Here is a 15,916-nt window from a genome sequence, read left to right as displayed (position 1 = left end):
CTGATGAGTGGTCACCACCTGGATCCGCGCCCGCGCACCGAGCTCCCCGCCGCCGTCCTGTGGGACATGGACGGGACGCTGGTCGACACCGAGCCCTACTGGGTCGAGACCGAGTTCGCCATGGCCGAGAAGTACGGCGGCACGTGGTCGCACGAGCACGCGATGAACCTCGTCGGCAACGCACTGCTCGACTCCGGCGACTACATCCGTGAGCACATGGGCATCGACCGCACCACGACCCAGATCGTCGAGGAGCTCCTCGACGGCGTGGTGGCCCGGGTGGAGCACTCGGTCCCGTGGCGCCCCGGCGCCCGCGAGCTGCTGCACGACCTCGCCGAGCAGGGCGTGCCCTGCGCGCTGGTGACGATGTCGTGGCAACGCTTCGTCGACCCGATCCTGGCGCAGCTGCCGTCCGGGCTGTTCGCCAGCGTGGTCACGGGGGACCGGGTGACCTACGGCAAGCCGCACCCGGAGCCCTACCTCACTGCCGCCGCCGAGCTCGGCGTCGCGCCAGAGGACTGCCTGGCCATCGAGGACTCCAACACCGGTGCGACCTCCGCCGCGGCAGCCGGGTGCACGGTGCTCTGCGTGCCCAACCACGTGCCGATGCACGAGGGGGAGCGGCGCGTGTTCGCCGAGAGCCTGAGCGGGCTCGATGCGCGCGGGCTGGCACGGATCGTGTCCCTGCCCGCCGAGGAGCCGGCGCTCGAGGCGTGAGGCTCGCTGGGGTCGGAAGGATGTGGCCTGGGTCACTCCGGTGCGTCTAGGGTGCAGGCCACACCCTCTCGGATCCTCTCGGAAAGGTTCTCGGATGACCCCGAAACGCACCCTGGCGTCCATCACCGCCGCGCTCCTCGCAGCCGCCACCCTCGCGAGCTGCGCGCAGAGCCAGCGCGACGACGAGGGCGGAGGTGGCGCCGACGACGGCACCTTCGTGTTCGGCGCAGCCGGAGCCCCGGAGATGTTCGACCCCTTCTACGCCACCGACGGCGAGACGTTCCGCGTCACCCGCCAGATGTTCGAGGGCCTGGTCGGCATCAAGCCCGGCACGGCCGAGGTGGTCCCGGAGCTCGCCACCGAGTGGACGCCCAACGACGACGGCACCGAGTGGACCTTCAAGCTGCGCGACGACGTCACCTTCCACGACGGCGAGCCGTTCAACGCCGACGCGGTCTGCTACAACTTCGACCGCATGTTCGACCAGAACGAGGCCGGCCAGACCGCCGGCGAGTACTGGGGCTACGTGATGGGCTCGTTCAAGAACGACGCCGCCAACTCGCTCTACCAGGGGTGCGAGGCCACCGACGACTACGAGGCCGTCATCACGATCAGCGGCCCCACGTCCGGCTTCCCGACGATGCTGTCGCTCGAGGCACTGTCGATGCAGTCGCCGAAGGCACTCGAGGAGGGTGACGCCAACGGCATCGCCGCCGAGGGCGAGGGCTTCAGCTTCCCGGCGTACGCCGACGCGCCCGTCGGCACCGGGCCGTTCACGTTCGGCGAGTACGACGAGGCCAACGGCACGATCACGCTCGAGCGCAACGACGACTACTGGGGAGAGCCGGCGAAGGTCAGCGAGCTGGTCTTCCGCGTCATCCCCGACGAGAGCACCCGGCGCCAGGAGCTCGAGGCCGGCAGCATCAACGGCTACGACCTCCCCAACCCCGTCGACTGGGCCGGGCTCGAGGACGACGGCAACAGCGTCGAGGTCCGCGACCCGTTCAACATCCTCTACCTCGGCCTCAACCCCGAGGCCAACCCGCAGCTCAAGGACCTCAAGGTCCGCCAGGCGCTCTACCACGCGCTCAACCGCGAGCAGCTGGTGCAGACCCAGCTGCCCGAGGGGGCCGCGGTCGCGACGCAGTTCATGCCCGACACCGTCGGCGGCTACAACACCGAGCTCGAGCCCTACGCCTACGACCCCGAGGAGGCGAAGAAGCTCCTCGCCGAGGCGGGCGCCGAGGGCATGACGCTCAACTTCGCCTACCCGACCGAGGTCAGCCGTCCCTAGATGCCGGACCCGGAGAAGATCTACGAGGCGCTGCGCACCGACCTCGAGGCCGTCGGCATCAAGGTGAAGGTCTCCACCGCCTCCTGGAACGGTGGCTACCTCGACAACGTCACCGCAGGCAAGTACGACGCCTACATCCTCGGGTGGACCGGTGACTACGACTCGCCCTACAACTTCATCGGCACCTTCTTCGGCAACCTGAAGGAGAACGACTTCGGCACCGAGGCCATGCCGTGGGGCAAGCAGCTCGCCGACGACCTCAAGGCGGCCGACGCCATCGTCGACGACGGCGAGCGCGAGGCGGCGTTCGAGAAGATCAACGCCCAGATCATGGAGGACTACCTGCCGGGTCTGCCGATCAGCCACTCCCCGCCTGCCCTCGTGGTCGGTCCCGGCGTGGACGGCGTGGTCGCCAGCCCGCTCACCGCGGAGGAGTTCGACACGGTCACGGTCGAGGGAGGGAAGTGACTCCCGCCCGCTGACAGATCCATCTGCGTGCCTCCGGGGGCGGCCGAGCGGCCGTCCCCGGAGCGCGCAGGCGTGTGAGGAGCTCCCGTGATCAGATTCGTCATCCGACGACTGCTGCAGATGTGCGTGGTCGTCCTCGTCCTCTCGATGCTGGTCTTCGCCTGGCTGCGCTCGCTGCCCGGCGGGCCGGTGTCGGCGATCCTGGGCGAGCGCCAGACCCCCGAGCGTCGCGCAGCGCTCGAGGCAGCGCTCGGCCTCGACCAGCCGCTGCCGGTGCAGTACCTGAGGTTCCTCGAGCGCGCGGTGCAGGGGAACTTCGGGGTGTCCACCAGGGTCCTGCCGGGCGAGGACGCCCTCCAGGTCTTCCTCGACCGGCTGCCCGCAACCGTCGAGCTGTCGTTCCTCGCGCTCCTCCTCGCGGTGGCGCTCGGCATCCCCTTGGGCTACCTCGCCGCCCGCCGTCGCGGCTCGGCCACCGACACGGGCGCCGTCATCTTCTCCCTCGTCGGCATCGCCGTGCCGGTCTTCTTCACCGCGTTCCTGCTCAAGTACTTCTTCGCCGTCGAGTGGAACCTGCTCCCGGTGTCGGGGCGCCAGAGCACCGGCCTCGACGCCACCCGTGTGACCGGGATGTTCGTCCTCGACGGCATCCTGACCCGCGAGTGGGACGCCGCGTGGGACGCGCTCGAGCACCTGATCCTGCCGGCCGTCGCGCTGGCCACCATCCCGTTCGCGGTGATCTTCCGCATCACCCGTGCCTCGGTGCTCGACGTGCTCGACGAGGACTACGTCCGCACCGCCGAGGCCAAGGGCCTCACCACCCGCGTCATCCGCGCCCGGCACGTCCTGCGCAACGCGATGCTCCCGGTCGTCACCACCATCGGCCTGCAGGTCGGCGGCCTGCTGTCCGGCGCGGTGCTGACGGAGTCGGTCTTCTCCTTCCGCGGCGTCGGCGACGCGCTCGCCACCGCGTTCCGGGAGAAGGACTACCCCGTCCTGCAGGTGCTGATCATGGCCGCCGCCGTCATCTACGTCGTGGTCAACCTGCTGGTCGACATCGCCTACGCCGTCATCGACCCCCGGATCAGGACGAGGTGAGCCGCGTGCCCGACCCGCACCCCACCCCCGAGCACCCCAGGCCCGACCGCCCCAGCGACGCCCCGGACCACCCCACGCGGACGACGTACGGCAGCGTCCGCAAGGCCCGCATCGACTCGCTCGCCGCGGCGGGCGTCGACGACCGGCCCGGTGTCTCCCTGATCCGCGGCGCCTGGCAGCGGCTGCGCCGCAACCCGGTCTTCCTCATCGGCCTCACGATCACCGTCGCGTTCGTGATGCTGGCGATCATCGCCCCGTGGATCGCCCCCTGGGACGTCACGGCCCGACCGCTGCTCGACAAGGTCCGGCCGCAGACCAACCCCGTGCCCGGCCCTGAGGCAGGACACCTCCTGGGCGGCGACGACCGCGGACGTGACCTGTTGTCCCGGCTGATCGTCGGCAGCCGCCAGACCCTGGTGGTCGGCGTCTTCGCCACGCTGTTCGGCCTGCTCGGGGGCGTCACCCTCGGCACCATCGCGGGCGCCGTCGGCGGCTGGGTCGACTCGCTGGTCATGCGCATCGTCGACGTGATGCTCTCCATCCCGTCGCTGCTGCTGGCGTTCACGATCGCCTCGCTGGCGCGCAGCCCGAGCCAGTGGACGCTGATCGTGGCCATCGCGGTGATCCAGGTGCCCGTCTTCGCCCGGCTGCTGCGCGGCTCGATGCTCGCCCAGCGCTCCAGCGACCACGTGCTGGCCGCGCGGTCCCTCGGCGTACGCCCCAGGGCGATCGTGTTCCGGCACATGCTGCCCAACTCGCTCGGCCCCGTGATCGTGCAGGCGACGCTCTCACTCGCCGTCGCCATCATCGACGCCGCGGCGCTGTCGTTCCTGGGGCTCGGCAACCCCGACCAGAGACAACCCGAGTGGGGGCAGATGCTCGGCCTCGCCCAGAAGTACATCTCCGAGGCACCGCACCTCGCGTTCTACCCTGCCGGCTGCATCATCGTGGTCGCGCTCGGGTTCACGCTGATGGGCGAGTCGCTGCGCGAGGCCCTCGACCCGAAGTCCAGGAGGTGAGCCCGGTGCGTCGTCACCCCACGGGCACGGGCGAGCCGTTGCTCGCCGTGCAGGACCTGCGCGTCACCTTCACCCGCCACGGCGAGGAGCCCTTCCACGCCGTCGACGGCGTCAGCTTCGACGTACGCCCCGGGCAGACCGTCGGCCTGGTCGGTGAGTCCGGCTGCGGCAAGTCGGTCACCTCGCTCGCGATCATGGGCCTGCTGCCCGGCCGCGGCAACACCGTCGAGGGCCGGGCCGTCTTCGACGGCGAGGACCTGCTGGCGCTGTCGCCGTCGGCGATGCGCGACCGGCGGGGCGCGGAGATCGCGATGATCTTCCAGGACCCGCTGTCCTCGCTGAACCCCGTCGTGACGATCGGGCGCCAGGTCACCGAGGTGATGGAGCGCCACCAGGGCCTCAGCCGCAAGGAGGCGACCCCCCGGGCGGTCGAGCTCCTCGAGCGCGTCGGCATCCCCGACCCGAAGGCGCGACTGGTCAACTACCCCCACCAGCTCAGCGGCGGCATGCGCCAGCGCGCGCTCATCGCCATGGCGCTGGCCTGCGGGCCCCGGCTGCTCATCGCAGACGAGCCCACCACGGCGCTCGACGTGACCATCCAGGCCCAGATCCTCGCCCTGCTCAAGGAGCTGGTCGTCGACACCGGCACCGCGCTGGTGATGATCACCCACGACCTCGGAGTCGTGGCCGGGCTGTGCGACGAGGTCAACGTGCTCTACGCCGGCAAGGTCGTCGAGCGCGGCGCCCGCCACGGCCTCTTCCAGCAGCCGCGCCACCCCTACACCACCGGCCTGCTCAACTCGATCCCGCGGCTCGACGCACCCCGCGGGGAGAAGCTGTCGCCGGTGCCCGGTTCGGTGGCCGACAACCTGCCGTGGACCTCGGCGTGCGCGTTCGCGCCCCGCTGCTCGCGGGTGCTCGACGTCTGCACCTCCGAGACGCCGCGGTGGGAGGGCGACCACATCGTCGGCCACCGCTGCTTCAACCCGACGGGAGAACCCGCATGAGTGCCATAGACGGCGAGCCGGTCGCAGACCACGACCCCGAGGTGCTCGTCGAGGTCACGGGCCTGGAGGTGCACTTCCCGATCAAGAGCGGGATCGTCTTCGACCGCACGGTCGGTCATGTGCGTGCCGTCGACGGGGTGGACCTCACGATCCGTCGTGGTGAGACCTACGGCCTGGTGGGGGAGTCAGGCTGCGGCAAGTCCACCCTCGGCAAGGCCATCCTCAACCTCGAGCCCCCGACGGCGGGCTCGGTCGCGTTCGACGGCGTCGACATCGCCTCGCTCAAGGGGGAGGCGCTACGGCGCGAGCGCAAGCGCTTCCAGATGGTCTTCCAGGACCCCATGTCGAGCCTCGACCCGCGCCAGACCGTCGAGTCGCTCCTGCTCGAGGGCATGAGGGCCCACGGCCTCGACGCCGACAAGGCAACGACCCACACCCGGCTGCGCGAGCTGCTGTCTGCGGTGGGGCTGCCCGCGGCGGCGCTGGCCAAGTACCCCCACGAGTTCTCGGGAGGGCAGCGCCAGCGCATCGGGATCGCCCGTGCGCTGTCCGTCGAGCCCGACCTGATCGTGGCCGACGAGCCGGTGAGTGCGCTCGACGTCTCCATCCAGGCCCAGGTGATCAACCTGCTCCAGGACCTGCAGGACGACCTCGGGCTGACCTACCTCGTGGTCGCGCACGACCTCGCCGTCGTACGCCACATCAGCGACCGCATCGGCGTGATGTACCTCGGCGCGCTGGTGGAGGAGTCCGAGGCCGGCGAGCTCTACGACCTTCCCCTCCACCCCTACACGCGGGCGCTGATGTCGGCGGTGCCGGTGCCCGACCCGCGGGTGGAGGACACGCGCGAGCAGATCCTGCTCAGCGGTGACCTGCCCTCGCCGGCCAACCCGCCCTCAGGGTGCCGCTTCCACACCCGCTGCCCGTGGCGCCAGGAGACGCTCTGCGACACCGAGCGGCCGTTGCTGCGCGTCGTCGACGTGCCGGGCGCGACGCCCGGGCACCGCGTCGCGTGCCACTACGCCGAGCAGATCGCCTCGGGCGAGCTGACGCGCCACGAGGTCACGCCCGAGCTCACCACCGACGGCTTCGCGGGGCCGCAGGGGAGCGGACCGGAACCGCCGCCGGAGGCGTACGTCGGCGTCTGAGCGCCCTGCTCAGTCGTCGGACTCGTCGACCGACGCGTCTGCCGTGGCCGGCACGGGCTCGGGCAGCGGTGGCACCGTGCCGCCCTTGGTGGGGCAGTAGGCGTGGAAGGAGCACCAGTCGCACAGCCGCGACGGGCTCGGTTGCCAGTCGCCGGTCTCGCGGGCGAGCTGGATCGCGGCCCACAGGGCCTCGACCTTGCGCTCGGTCGCCAGCAGGTCGTCCTCGTCGGGCTCGTAGCGCAGGATCTCGCCGTTGCCGAGGTAGACCAGCTGGAGCACCGACGGCACGACGCCGCGCAGGCGCCACAGTACGAGCGCGTAGAACTTCATCTGGAACAGCGCCTTGGCCTCGAACCCAGCGGCCGGGCTGCGCCCCGTGTTGTGTGTGGGGATGAAGCCCTCACCGCACAGATACATCGAGTCCCGCGCGTCAACCGCCACGCACTGCGTGGGGACGGAGGCCACCGGGTCGACGCGAGCGATCACCCGCCTCCTGGAGAGACGCCGTTGCAGGGGCGTGATCGAGTCCTCACAGGCGAGGGCCTTGCGTGGCAGGGCGAAGGGGTTGAACCACGACGGGGTGAACTCGATGACGTGCCAGGTGCGGTCCTCGCGCACAGCGTTGGTGTACGGCTTCTGGAAGTGGCACGGACTGACGCCCAGGGTGTGCAACAGCTCGATGACGTCGCGGGCCAACGTGTCGTCGGTGGTGGTGAAGCCCGCCCGGCGTCGCGTGGCGTTCCACCATCCGTCCGTGTCCATCAGACCGCGCAGCAGGAAGATGCGCTGCTCCGTCCCGCTGCGCAGGAACTGCCGCGGAATGCGCTTGTTGTTGAGCAGACCCTCCTTCCTCAACAGTCCCGACAGGGGAAGGTTGACCTGGGTGGCTCCCCGATGGAGCTCCTCGTGTGCACAGCGTCTGGTCGGATGGCCAGGAGTCGGCTGACGGAACTCGTCATGCCCGAAGGTGCAGCGGTCCCGGTCCTTGGACGGCGTGATGCGAAAGGCCGACTTCTCCTCCCGGACGAGAACCGTCTTGTCCCACGCGGCCTTGACCAGGGTCAGGGTGTCTGCCAGGTCTTGCCGACCCACTGTCAGCCCACCGTTCGACGAGTCCCCGTCCCCTAGCCAGGCACCGAGCAGCCACGGTTCGATGGGAAGCTCGACGTCCGGGGTGATCATGGGGGCGGCGGCCGTCACCCAGAGGGAGCCCGAGCGGCCCTCGTCCAGGAGGGTGGCATGTTCGCGAGCCAAGGACTCGGTGCTGATCACGCTCTCCACCTGCTGCTGCCGCCGCGAGGCAACGACCCTCCAGAGGTGGACGTTGTCAGCGACGACGCGTGAACCGTCCTTGAACGAGACCACGTAGCAGGGGCGCTGGTGCACCTGCGACTTCGCCACGACGCGCGTCGCACGGCCGTCACTGCCCAGGAGGTCATCCCCCACGCGGACCTCAGCCATGGTGGTCCAACCCGTAGGAGTCGGCAGCGGGGTGTCCAGTGCAAGCCCCTTGTAGTCCACCACCCTGATCCGGCCGTCCGGCGCGACGTCGACCCGGTCGACGAAGCCGCGCAGCAGCAGTCGGGAGTCGAGGAGCGTCTCGACGTAGAGCTCGCGGTCGGCCGGCTCGAGGCGTCGGGGGTCCTCGAGGTCGAAGTAGCGCTCGAGCACCGTGCGGCACGACTCCAGCCATGCCGCGAGGTCGGGACCCTCGTCGCCGAACATCTGCGCCAGGGCCGGCTCGGCGGCGAGGATCGAGTCCCAGGTGGGCTCGAGCATCGCGCCGGCCGTCTCGGGCGTGCGGTCGGGCGCCGGGCGGTCGAAGAGGTCCTCCAGCACCTTGTGGACGACCGTGCCGCGCACCGCGTCGGGCGAGGGCTCCTCGGGCAGCCGGTCGATGGTGCGGAAGCGATACATCAGGGGGCAGCTCATGAAGTCGCCCGCCCGGCTCGGTGACAGCGCCCCGAGCACCTCGACGCCGTCGACGGGTGTCGAGATGCGCTCGGCGGGGGACTCGGGGGCAGGGATCGTCATGGCGCGGCTCACCCTAGGCGAGGCCTACGACAGCGCCTCGGGCGAGCGTGGCACCGTCGGCGCCATTGGCTAGGGTCGTCCCGTGTCCGACGCGAGTGCCCCAGAGCCCCCCGAGGGTCCGCCGCGGCGCGCGCCGCGTCCGGCCGGCACGCTGCGGATCGGCTCGATCGCCGGCATCGACGTGCTGATCACCAGCTCGTGGTTCATCGTCGCGCTGCTGATCTCGCTCACCTTCGCGCCCCGCATCGAGCAGGTGCAGCCCGGGCTGGGCTTCTGGAAGTACGTCGCCGGCCTCGTCTTCGCGGTCGTGCTCTACCTCTCCGTGCTGCTGCACGAGGCCTCGCACGCGGTCATGGCGAAGCGCCTCGGCTACGGCGTCACCTCGATCACGCTCCACTTCCTCGGCGGGATGACCGAGATCGACGGGACGTCGCGCCGGCCCCGCCACGAGTTCTGGATCGCCGTCGTCGGTCCGCTGACGTCGATCGCGGTGGGGCTCGTGGCCGCGGCGCTCGTGCTCGTCACCCCCGACGGCGTGCTCCGCGAGGCCGTCATCGGGCTCGCCGGGGCCAACCTGGTCATCGGCGTGCTCAACCTCGTGCCCGGCCTCCCGCTCGACGGCGGCCGCGTGCTGAAGGCCGCGGTGTGGGGCGCCTCGGGCAACCAGCACCGCGCCACGATCGTCGCCGGCTGGGGCGGGCGCCTGACGGCCCTCGCGCTGCTCACCTGGCCCTTGGTGCAGGAGCGGGTGATCGGCGAGCCGCCCACGATCCTCGACCTCGTCCTGGTTTTCATCCTCGGCCTGTTCCTCTGGACCGGCGCGACCGCGGCCATGGCGCACGCCCGGCTGCGCGAGCGCCTCCCGGCCCTCGTCGCGCGCCCGCTCGCGCGTCGTACGCTCACGGTGCCGGCCGAGCTGCCGCTCGCCGAGGCGGTGCGGCGGGCCCAGGAGGAGCAGGCAGGCAGCATCGTCACCGTCGGGGCCGACGGCACGCCGCTCGGGATCGTGAGCGAGGCCGCCGTGACCGCCATGCCCGCCGACCGACGGCCGTGGGTGCCCGTCTCGACCGTGGCCCGCGCCATGGAGGAGGGCCTCACCCTCCCGGCGACGATCGCGGGGGAGGACCTCATCCTCGCCATCAGCCGGCGACCGGCCGAGGAATACCTCCTCGTCGAGGACGACGGCCGGATCTACGGCGTTCTCTCGACCGCCGACGTCGACCGCGCGTTCCGCGACAACGCCTCGCGCTGAGCAGAGCCGTCGAGCCGCGCCGTCGGGCGCCGCCACCGGAGGGGCATCGCCGGATGGGTGGATCGGGCCCCGGCGCACTAGTCTGCCCGCCATGTCCGAGCCCCCCACCGCTGACCGAGCCGACGTCCCCGCCGAGGCCTGGTCCGGCGTCCACCGCGGCCCCCTGCGCGAGGGCGAGTGGGTGCGCCTGGTCGACCAGAAGGGCCGCAAGCACAACTTCGAGCTGGTCGCGGGGAAGCGCTTCTTCTCCAACAAGGGCCACCTCGACCACGACGACATGATCGGGCGCGACGAGGGCTTCACCCTCACCTCCTCGGCCGGCGGCCAGTACCTCGTGTTCCGCCCCCTGCTCAACGAGTTCGTCGTGTCGATGCCGCGCGGCGCGGCCGTGGTCTACCCCAAGGACGCCGCCCAGATCGTCGCGCTGGCCGACATCTACCCCGGCGCCCGCGTCGTGGAGGCAGGGGCGGGCTCGGGTGCCCTCACCTGCTCGCTGCTGCGCGCGGTCGGCCCGTGGGGCAAGGTGACGTCCTTCGAGCTGCGCGAGGAGTTCGCCGAGGTCGCCAAGCGCAACGTGGACCAATTCTTCAACGCCCCCGAGGGCCAGACGCACCCCGCGTGGGACCTGCGCCTCGGCGACCTCAAGGAGGGCCTTCCGCAGCTCGACGGCCAGGTCGACCGGATCATCCTCGACATGCTCGACCCGTGGAACTGCATCGACGCCGCCGCCGACGCGCTGGTGCCCGGCGGCATCGTCTGCGCCTACGTCGCCACCACCACGCAGCTGTCCCGCGTGGTGGAGACCATCCGCGTGCACGGCGGCTTCACCGAGCCGCAGCCGTGGGAGTCGCTGGTGCGCGACTGGCACGTCGAGGGCCTCGCGGTGCGCCCGGGCCACAAGATGATCGGCCACACCGCCTTCTTGGTCACCGCGCGCCGGATGGCGCCGGGGGAGCGCCCGCCCCGCAAGACACGACGGCCCGCGCCCGGGGCGTACGGCCCCGACTACACCGGCCCGCGCCCGAGCGACATCCCCCCGGTCGAGGTGGCTGGGCCCGAGGCCGACGCCGAGGCATGAGCCCGGTCGAGGTCGTCGACTGGACACCGCGCTGGGCCGAGCAGTTCGACGAGGTCGCCGGCGTGCTGCGAGCCGCCCTGGCGGACGTGGCGTCAGCACGGGTCGAGCACGTCGGCTCGACGTCGGTGCCGGGGCTGGCCGCCAAGCCGATCCTCGACATCGACGTCGTCGTCGCACCTGAGGACGTCCGGGCCGCCGTCGAGGCGCTCACCTCGATCGGCCACGTCCACCGCGGCGACCTCGGGGTGGCCGGGCGGGAGGCGTTCCACGCGCCGGGCCCGCCCCGCCGCAACGTCTACGTCTGCACCGCCGGCTCCGCCAACGTCCGCAACCACCTCGCCGTGCGCGACGTGCTGAGGTCGCGCGCCGACCTGCGCGAGGCGTACGCCGAGGTGAAGCGCTCGCTCGCGGCGCAGCCCGGCATCGACATCGACGCCTACGTCGCCGGCAAGTCCGCGGTGCTCCAGCGGGTGCTCGAGGCCTCGGGGGAGCTCACCGACGAGGAGCTCGCGGCGATCCGCCGCCTCAACGAGGCCTGAGAGCCCCGGATCGCGAAACGCTGTCCACGCCACGCGTGTGGCCCGTTGCCTCGCGCGGGCGAGTGGGTAGTGTCGCAAGCGAGGAGGAGGTGCCCCATGACCGAGCCGACACGCGAGCAGCTTGCCACCCAGGTGCGCTACCTGGAGGCCGAGGTCACTGACCTGCGACGCCGCCTCGACGACGCACCGGGCCAGACCCGGGGTCTCGAGAGCCGCCTGGCCGACGCCCAGAGGTCGCTGGCCGCTGTCTCCAGCCAGAACGAGCGCCTCGCGCAGACCCTGCGCGACGCCCGCGACCAGATCACCACGCTCAAGGAGGAGGTCGACCGGCTGGCCCAGCCGCCGGCGGGCTTCGGCACCTTCCTCGCGCGCAACGACGACGACTCGGTCGACGTCTTCACCGGCGGGCGCAAGCTGCGCGTCAGCGTCAGCCCGGCCGTCGAGCTCGACGGGCTCGTGCGCGGCCAGGAGGTCATGCTCAACGAGGCCCTCAACGTCGTCGCCGCGCTCGACTTCGAGCAGGTCGGCGAGGTGGTGATGCTCAAGGAGATCCTCGCCGACGGCGAGCGCGCCCTGGTCATCGCCAACGCCGACGAGGAGCGCGTCGTGCGCCTCGCCGAGCCGCTGCGCGCCGAGGACGTCACCATCCGCGCCGGCGACTCCCTGCTGCTCGACACCCGCGCCGGCTACGTCTACGAGGTCGTGCCGAAGTCGGAGGTCGAGGAGCTGGTGCTGGAGGAGGTGCCCGACATCGACTACACCCAGATCGGCGGCCTCACCACCCAGATCGACGCGATCCGCGACGCCGTCGAGCTGCCCTACCTGCACCCCGAGCTCTTCAAGGACCACGAGCTGAAGCCGCCGAAGGGCGTGCTCCTCTACGGACCTCCCGGCTGCGGCAAGACGCTGATCGCCAAGGCGGTCGCCAACTCGCTGGCCAAGAAGGTCGCCGAGCGCACCGGGGCGTCGGGGAAGTCCTACTTCCTCAACATCAAGGGCCCCGAGCTGCTCAACAAGTACGTCGGTGAGACCGAGCGCCACATCCGCCTGGTCTTCCAGCGCGCGCGGGAGAAGGCCTCGCTCGGCACCCCGGTGATCGTGTTCTTCGACGAGATGGACTCCCTGTTCCGCACCCGTGGCTCGGGGGTGTCCTCCGACGTGGAGAACACGATCGTCCCGCAGCTGCTCAGCGAGATCGACGGCGTCGAGGCGCTGGAGAACGTGCTCGTCATCGGCGCCTCCAACCGCGAGGACATGATCGATCCCGCCATCCTGCGACCGGGCCGCCTCGACGTGAAGATCAAGATCGAGCGTCCCGACGCCGAGTCGGCTCGCGACATCTTCTCCAAGTACCTCACCCCGACCCTGCCGCTGCACGCCGACGACCTCGCCGAGTTCGGCCAGGACCGCAGCGCGACGGTCAACGCGATGATCCGCGCGACGGTCGAGCGGATGTACACCGAGTCGGAGGAGAACCGCTTCCTCGAGGTCACCTACGCCAACGGCGACAAGGAGGTCCTCTACTTCAAGGACTTCAACTCCGGCGCGATGATCCAGAACATCGTCGACCGGGCCAAGAAGATGGCGATCAAGGACTTCCTCGACAGCGACCTCAACCCCGCCCAGCGGGGCCTGCGGGTGCAGCACATGCTCCAGGCGTGCGTCGACGAGTTCAAGGAGAACGAGGACCTGCCCAACACCACCAACCCCGACGACTGGGCGCGGATCTCGGGCAAGAAGGGCGAGCGGATCGTCTTCATCCGCACGCTCATCACCGGCAAGCAGGGCACCGAGCCGGGGCGGTCCATCGACACGGTCGCCAACACCGGCCAGTACCTCTGACGACATCGTCCACGACACCCCTGCGGAGGAGCCCTGCCAGGGCGTCGGGGGGCTAGGTTGGGCGGATGAGAGCCATCGTGATCATCGTCGTCATCGTCGTCATCGTCCTGCTCCTCGCCGGGTTCCTCCGCCGCGGCCGCTGACGACACGGCCGACTCAACTCACCCGGCCACCAGCCGGTAGCCGTAGGTCCACGGGCGTGACACGCCCGGCCCGGAGAGGTAGGCCTCCTCGGAGCTCTCGACGTGCCATCCCGCGTCCGCCACCAGCGCCGGGATGTCGCGGGTGAGGTGGCACCCTCCGGCGACTGCGCGCTGCAGCGGCTCGAGGCGGCGCTGCCAGCGTCGTACGCCCTCGTCCGGCGCCAGCCCGTGCTCGAGCACGTGCAGGCGACCTCCTGGCCGCACCACCCGGCGGGCCTCGCGCAGCGCCAGCGCAGGGTCGGGGATCGTGCACAGGCTGAAGGTGACCAGCGCACTGTCGTGGGAGTCGTCGGGGAGGTCGAGGTGCTGGCCGTCGAGGCCCCCGCGCCTGATCGGCACCGACGTCCGCGCGCGACGGTGCCCGGAGAGCTCCCAGCCGAGGTCGGACGGCTCGATCGCCGTCACCGAGTCGACCGCCGCGGGATACCACCGCACGTTGAGCCCGCTGCCGAAGCCGATCTCCAGCACCCGCCCGGTCAGCCCGGCGCAGGTCACCGCGCGCACCTCGCCGATCTCGTGGCCACGCAGGCTGAGATCGGTCAGCCGCGGCACGACGCGCTCGTCCCACACCCGTAGGCTCATTCCATGACCTCCACCCCGCAGTGTTCTTCGCTTCCCCCGCTGCGCTCCTCCATCGAACAACACGGCGGGGGCCCCGGATGAGCGTACGACGCGTGATGGGCACGGAGGTCGAGTACGGCATCTCGGTCCAGGGCCAGCCGGCGGCCAACCCGATGGTCGCCTCGTCGCAGGTCGTCAACGCCTACGCCTCGTCCACGGTCAAGGCCCGCCGCGCGCGCTGGGACTTCGAGGAGGAGTCGCCGCTGCGCGACGCACGGGGCTTCGACATGGCCCGCCAGGTCGCCGACCCGACCCAGCTGACCGACGAGGACCTCGGCCTGGCCAACGTCATCCTCACCAACGGCGCCCGGCTCTACGTCGACCACGCGCACCCGGAGTACTCCTCGCCCGAGGTGACCACGCCGCTCGACGTGGTGCGGTGGGAGAAGGCAGGGGAGCAGGTCATGCTCGACGCCTCGCGGATGGCCGCGCAGGTGCCCGGCACCGCGCCGATCCTGCTCTACAAGAACAACACCGACAACAAGGGCGTCTCCTACGGCGCGCACGAGAACTACCTCATGCGCCGCTCGACGCCGTTCGCCGAGATCGTGCGGCACCTGACGCCGTTCTTCGTCTCCCGGCAGGTCGTCACCGGCGCCGGCCGGGTCGGCATCGGCCAGGACGGGCGCGACACCACGCCCGAGCACGGGTTCCAGCTCAGCCAGCGCGCCGACTTCTTCGAGGTCGAGGTCGGCCTCGAGACGACGCTGAAGCGCCCCATCATCAACACCCGCGACGAGCCGCACGCCGACCCCGCGGTCTACCGCCGCCTGCACGTCATCCTCGGCGACGCCAACCTCGCGGAGGTCTCGATCTACCTCAAGTCGGGCACCACCGCGCTGGTCCTGGCGATGATCGAGGACGGCTTCATCGACCGTGACCTGAGCGTGGAGGGGGCCGTGAAGTCCCTGCGCGCGGTCTCCCACGACCCGACCCTGCGCCGGCTCGTGACCCTGCGCGACGGTCGGCGGCTCACCGCGGTGCAGCTGCAGATGGAATACCTCGAGCTCGCCCGCAAGTACGTCGAGGACCGCTACGGCGTCGACGCCGACGACCAGACCGTCGACGTGCTCGCGCGCTGGGAGTCGGTGCTGACCCGGCTCGAGCGCGACCCGATGGAGTGCGCCACCGAGCTCGACTGGGTCGCCAAGCTCAAGCTGCTGACGCAGTACCGCGACCGCGACGGGCTCGACTGGGACGACGCCAAGCTGCACCTCATCGACCTGCAGTACGCCGACGTACGACCCGACAAGGGCCTCTACCACCGCCTCGCCGCCGCCGGGCGGATCGAGCGGCTGCTCGACGACGCGACCATCGAGGCGGCCATGCACGACCCGCCGGTGGACACGCGTGCCTACTTCCGCGGCCGCTGCCTCGACAAGTACGCCGACTCGGTGGCCGCCGCCTCGTGGGACTCCGTCATCTTCGACCTCCCCGGTCGCGAGTCCCTGCAGCGCGTGCCCACCATCGACCCGCTGCGCGGCACCCGGGCGCACGTCGGCGAGCTGATCGACCGCAGCGCCACGGCCCGCGACCTGGTCGCCGCGATCACCCGCTGACCGGATCGCGCCAGGAATCGCCGTACGCCCACGGTGA

12 protein-coding genes and 1 pseudogene are annotated in these 15,916 nt (G+C 71.0%); 11 read left to right on the top strand and 2 right to left on the bottom strand.

The features are described 5' to 3' along the window. Window positions 1-3 precede the first annotated feature (3 nt). From ASG76_RS03535 to ASG76_RS03510, 6 genes and pseudogenes are all read left to right on the top strand, one after another. Window positions 4-717 carry an HAD family hydrolase gene (locus ASG76_RS03535; protein ID WP_056600187.1) on the top strand — a complete coding sequence of 238 codons (714 nt, stop codon included), beginning with the start codon at window positions 4-6 and terminating at the stop codon, window positions 715-717. Next, window positions 656-2,479: pseudogene (locus tag ASG76_RS19535) on the top strand (ABC transporter substrate-binding protein). The gene ASG76_RS03535 and the pseudogene ASG76_RS19535 overlap by 62 nt, the downstream one beginning before the upstream one ends. An 87-nt stretch (window positions 2,480-2,566) precedes the next feature. Next, window positions 2,567-3,577: an ABC transporter permease gene (locus tag ASG76_RS03525; RefSeq protein WP_056600185.1), complete on the top strand. Its 1,011-nt coding sequence runs from the start codon at window positions 2,567-2,569 to the stop codon at window positions 3,575-3,577. 5 nt (window positions 3,578-3,582) lie between these two features. Beyond that, window positions 3,583-4,596: an ABC transporter permease gene (locus ASG76_RS03520; protein ID WP_235529395.1), complete on the top strand. Its 1,014-nt coding sequence runs from the start codon at window positions 3,583-3,585 to the stop codon at window positions 4,594-4,596. 5 nt (window positions 4,597-4,601) lie between these two features. Continuing rightward, the gene (locus ASG76_RS03515) at window positions 4,602-5,603 is read left to right on the top strand and encodes an ABC transporter ATP-binding protein (protein ID WP_235529394.1); all 1,002 of its coding nucleotides are present in this window, start codon (window positions 4,602-4,604) and stop codon (window positions 5,601-5,603) included. Beyond that, complete coding sequence (locus ASG76_RS03510) at window positions 5,600-6,751, top strand: ABC transporter ATP-binding protein (RefSeq protein ID WP_157558927.1); 1,152 nt, start codon at window positions 5,600-5,602, stop codon at window positions 6,749-6,751. Before ASG76_RS03515 ends, ASG76_RS03510 begins: the two co-directional genes overlap by 4 nt. Before the next feature lie 9 nt (window positions 6,752-6,760). On the opposite strand, the gene ASG76_RS19530 is transcribed toward ASG76_RS03510, so the two are convergent. Continuing rightward, window positions 6,761-8,785: a RecB family exonuclease gene (locus ASG76_RS19530; RefSeq protein ID WP_235529393.1), complete on the bottom strand. Its 2,025-nt coding sequence runs from the start codon at window positions 8,783-8,785 to the stop codon at window positions 6,761-6,763. Window positions 8,786-8,867: 82 nt separating this feature from the next. On the opposite strand from ASG76_RS19530, the gene ASG76_RS03500 reads away from it, so the two are divergent. From ASG76_RS03500 to arc, 4 genes are all read left to right on the top strand, one after another. Then, window positions 8,868-10,037, top strand: a complete 1,170-nt coding sequence (locus tag ASG76_RS03500; RefSeq protein ID WP_235529392.1) for a site-2 protease family protein — start codon at window positions 8,868-8,870, stop codon at window positions 10,035-10,037. Window positions 10,038-10,128: 91 nt separating this feature from the next. After that, a complete protein-coding gene (locus ASG76_RS03495) occupies window positions 10,129-11,115 on the top strand; it encodes a tRNA (adenine-N1)-methyltransferase (protein ID WP_056600183.1) in 987 nt (328 codons plus the stop codon). Further along, on the top strand, window positions 11,112-11,654 hold the full coding sequence (locus tag ASG76_RS03490; protein ID WP_056600180.1) for a GrpB family protein: 543 nt from the start codon (window positions 11,112-11,114) through the stop codon (window positions 11,652-11,654). Before ASG76_RS03495 ends, ASG76_RS03490 begins: the two co-directional genes overlap by 4 nt. Before the next feature lie 96 nt (window positions 11,655-11,750). Further along, the gene (gene arc, locus ASG76_RS03485; protein WP_056600177.1) at window positions 11,751-13,496 is read left to right on the top strand and encodes a proteasome ATPase; all 1,746 of its coding nucleotides are present in this window, start codon (window positions 11,751-11,753) and stop codon (window positions 13,494-13,496) included. A 161-nt stretch (window positions 13,497-13,657) separates the two neighbouring features. On the opposite strand, the gene ASG76_RS03480 is transcribed toward arc, so the two are convergent. Then, window positions 13,658-14,281, bottom strand: coding sequence for a class I SAM-dependent methyltransferase (locus tag ASG76_RS03480; RefSeq protein ID WP_056600175.1), 624 nt, complete (start codon window positions 14,279-14,281; stop codon window positions 13,658-13,660). A gap of 77 nt (window positions 14,282-14,358) precedes the next feature. On the opposite strand from ASG76_RS03480, the gene dop reads away from it, so the two are divergent. After that, window positions 14,359-15,879 carry a depupylase/deamidase Dop gene (gene dop, locus ASG76_RS03475; RefSeq protein ID WP_082587227.1) on the top strand — a complete coding sequence of 507 codons (1,521 nt, stop codon included), beginning with the start codon at window positions 14,359-14,361 and terminating at the stop codon, window positions 15,877-15,879. Window positions 15,880-15,916: the final 37 nt, after the last annotated feature.

The organism is Nocardioides sp. Soil774, assembly GCF_001428125.1.
Classification (GTDB): Bacteria; Actinomycetota; Actinomycetes; order Propionibacteriales; family Nocardioidaceae; genus Nocardioides.
The sequence above is the reverse complement of the archived record's forward strand: the minus strand, read 5'-3'. Positions and strand labels throughout refer to the sequence as shown.

What these genes read in the sequence shown, in the direction of transcription:
- ASG76_RS03535 (WP_056600187.1), top strand. Translation starts at nt 4, where the DNA reads ATGAGTGGTCACCACCTGGATCCGCGCCCGCGCACCGAGCTCCCCGCC.
- ASG76_RS03510 (WP_157558927.1), top strand. Translation starts at nt 5,600, where the DNA reads ATGAGTGCCATAGACGGCGAGCCGGTCGCAGACCACGACCCCGAGGTG.
- ASG76_RS19530 (WP_235529393.1), bottom strand. Translation starts at nt 8,785, where the DNA reads ATGACGATCCCTGCCCCCGAGTCCCCCGCCGAGCGCATCTCGACACCC.
- ASG76_RS03495 (WP_056600183.1), top strand. Translation starts at nt 10,129, where the DNA reads ATGTCCGAGCCCCCCACCGCTGACCGAGCCGACGTCCCCGCCGAGGCC.
- ASG76_RS03490 (WP_056600180.1), top strand. Translation starts at nt 11,112, where the DNA reads ATGAGCCCGGTCGAGGTCGTCGACTGGACACCGCGCTGGGCCGAGCAG.
- arc (WP_056600177.1), top strand. Translation starts at nt 11,751, where the DNA reads ATGACCGAGCCGACACGCGAGCAGCTTGCCACCCAGGTGCGCTACCTG.
- ASG76_RS03480 (WP_056600175.1), bottom strand. Translation starts at nt 14,281, where the DNA reads ATGAGCCTACGGGTGTGGGACGAGCGCGTCGTGCCGCGGCTGACCGAT.
- dop (WP_082587227.1), top strand. Translation starts at nt 14,359, where the DNA reads ATGAGCGTACGACGCGTGATGGGCACGGAGGTCGAGTACGGCATCTCG.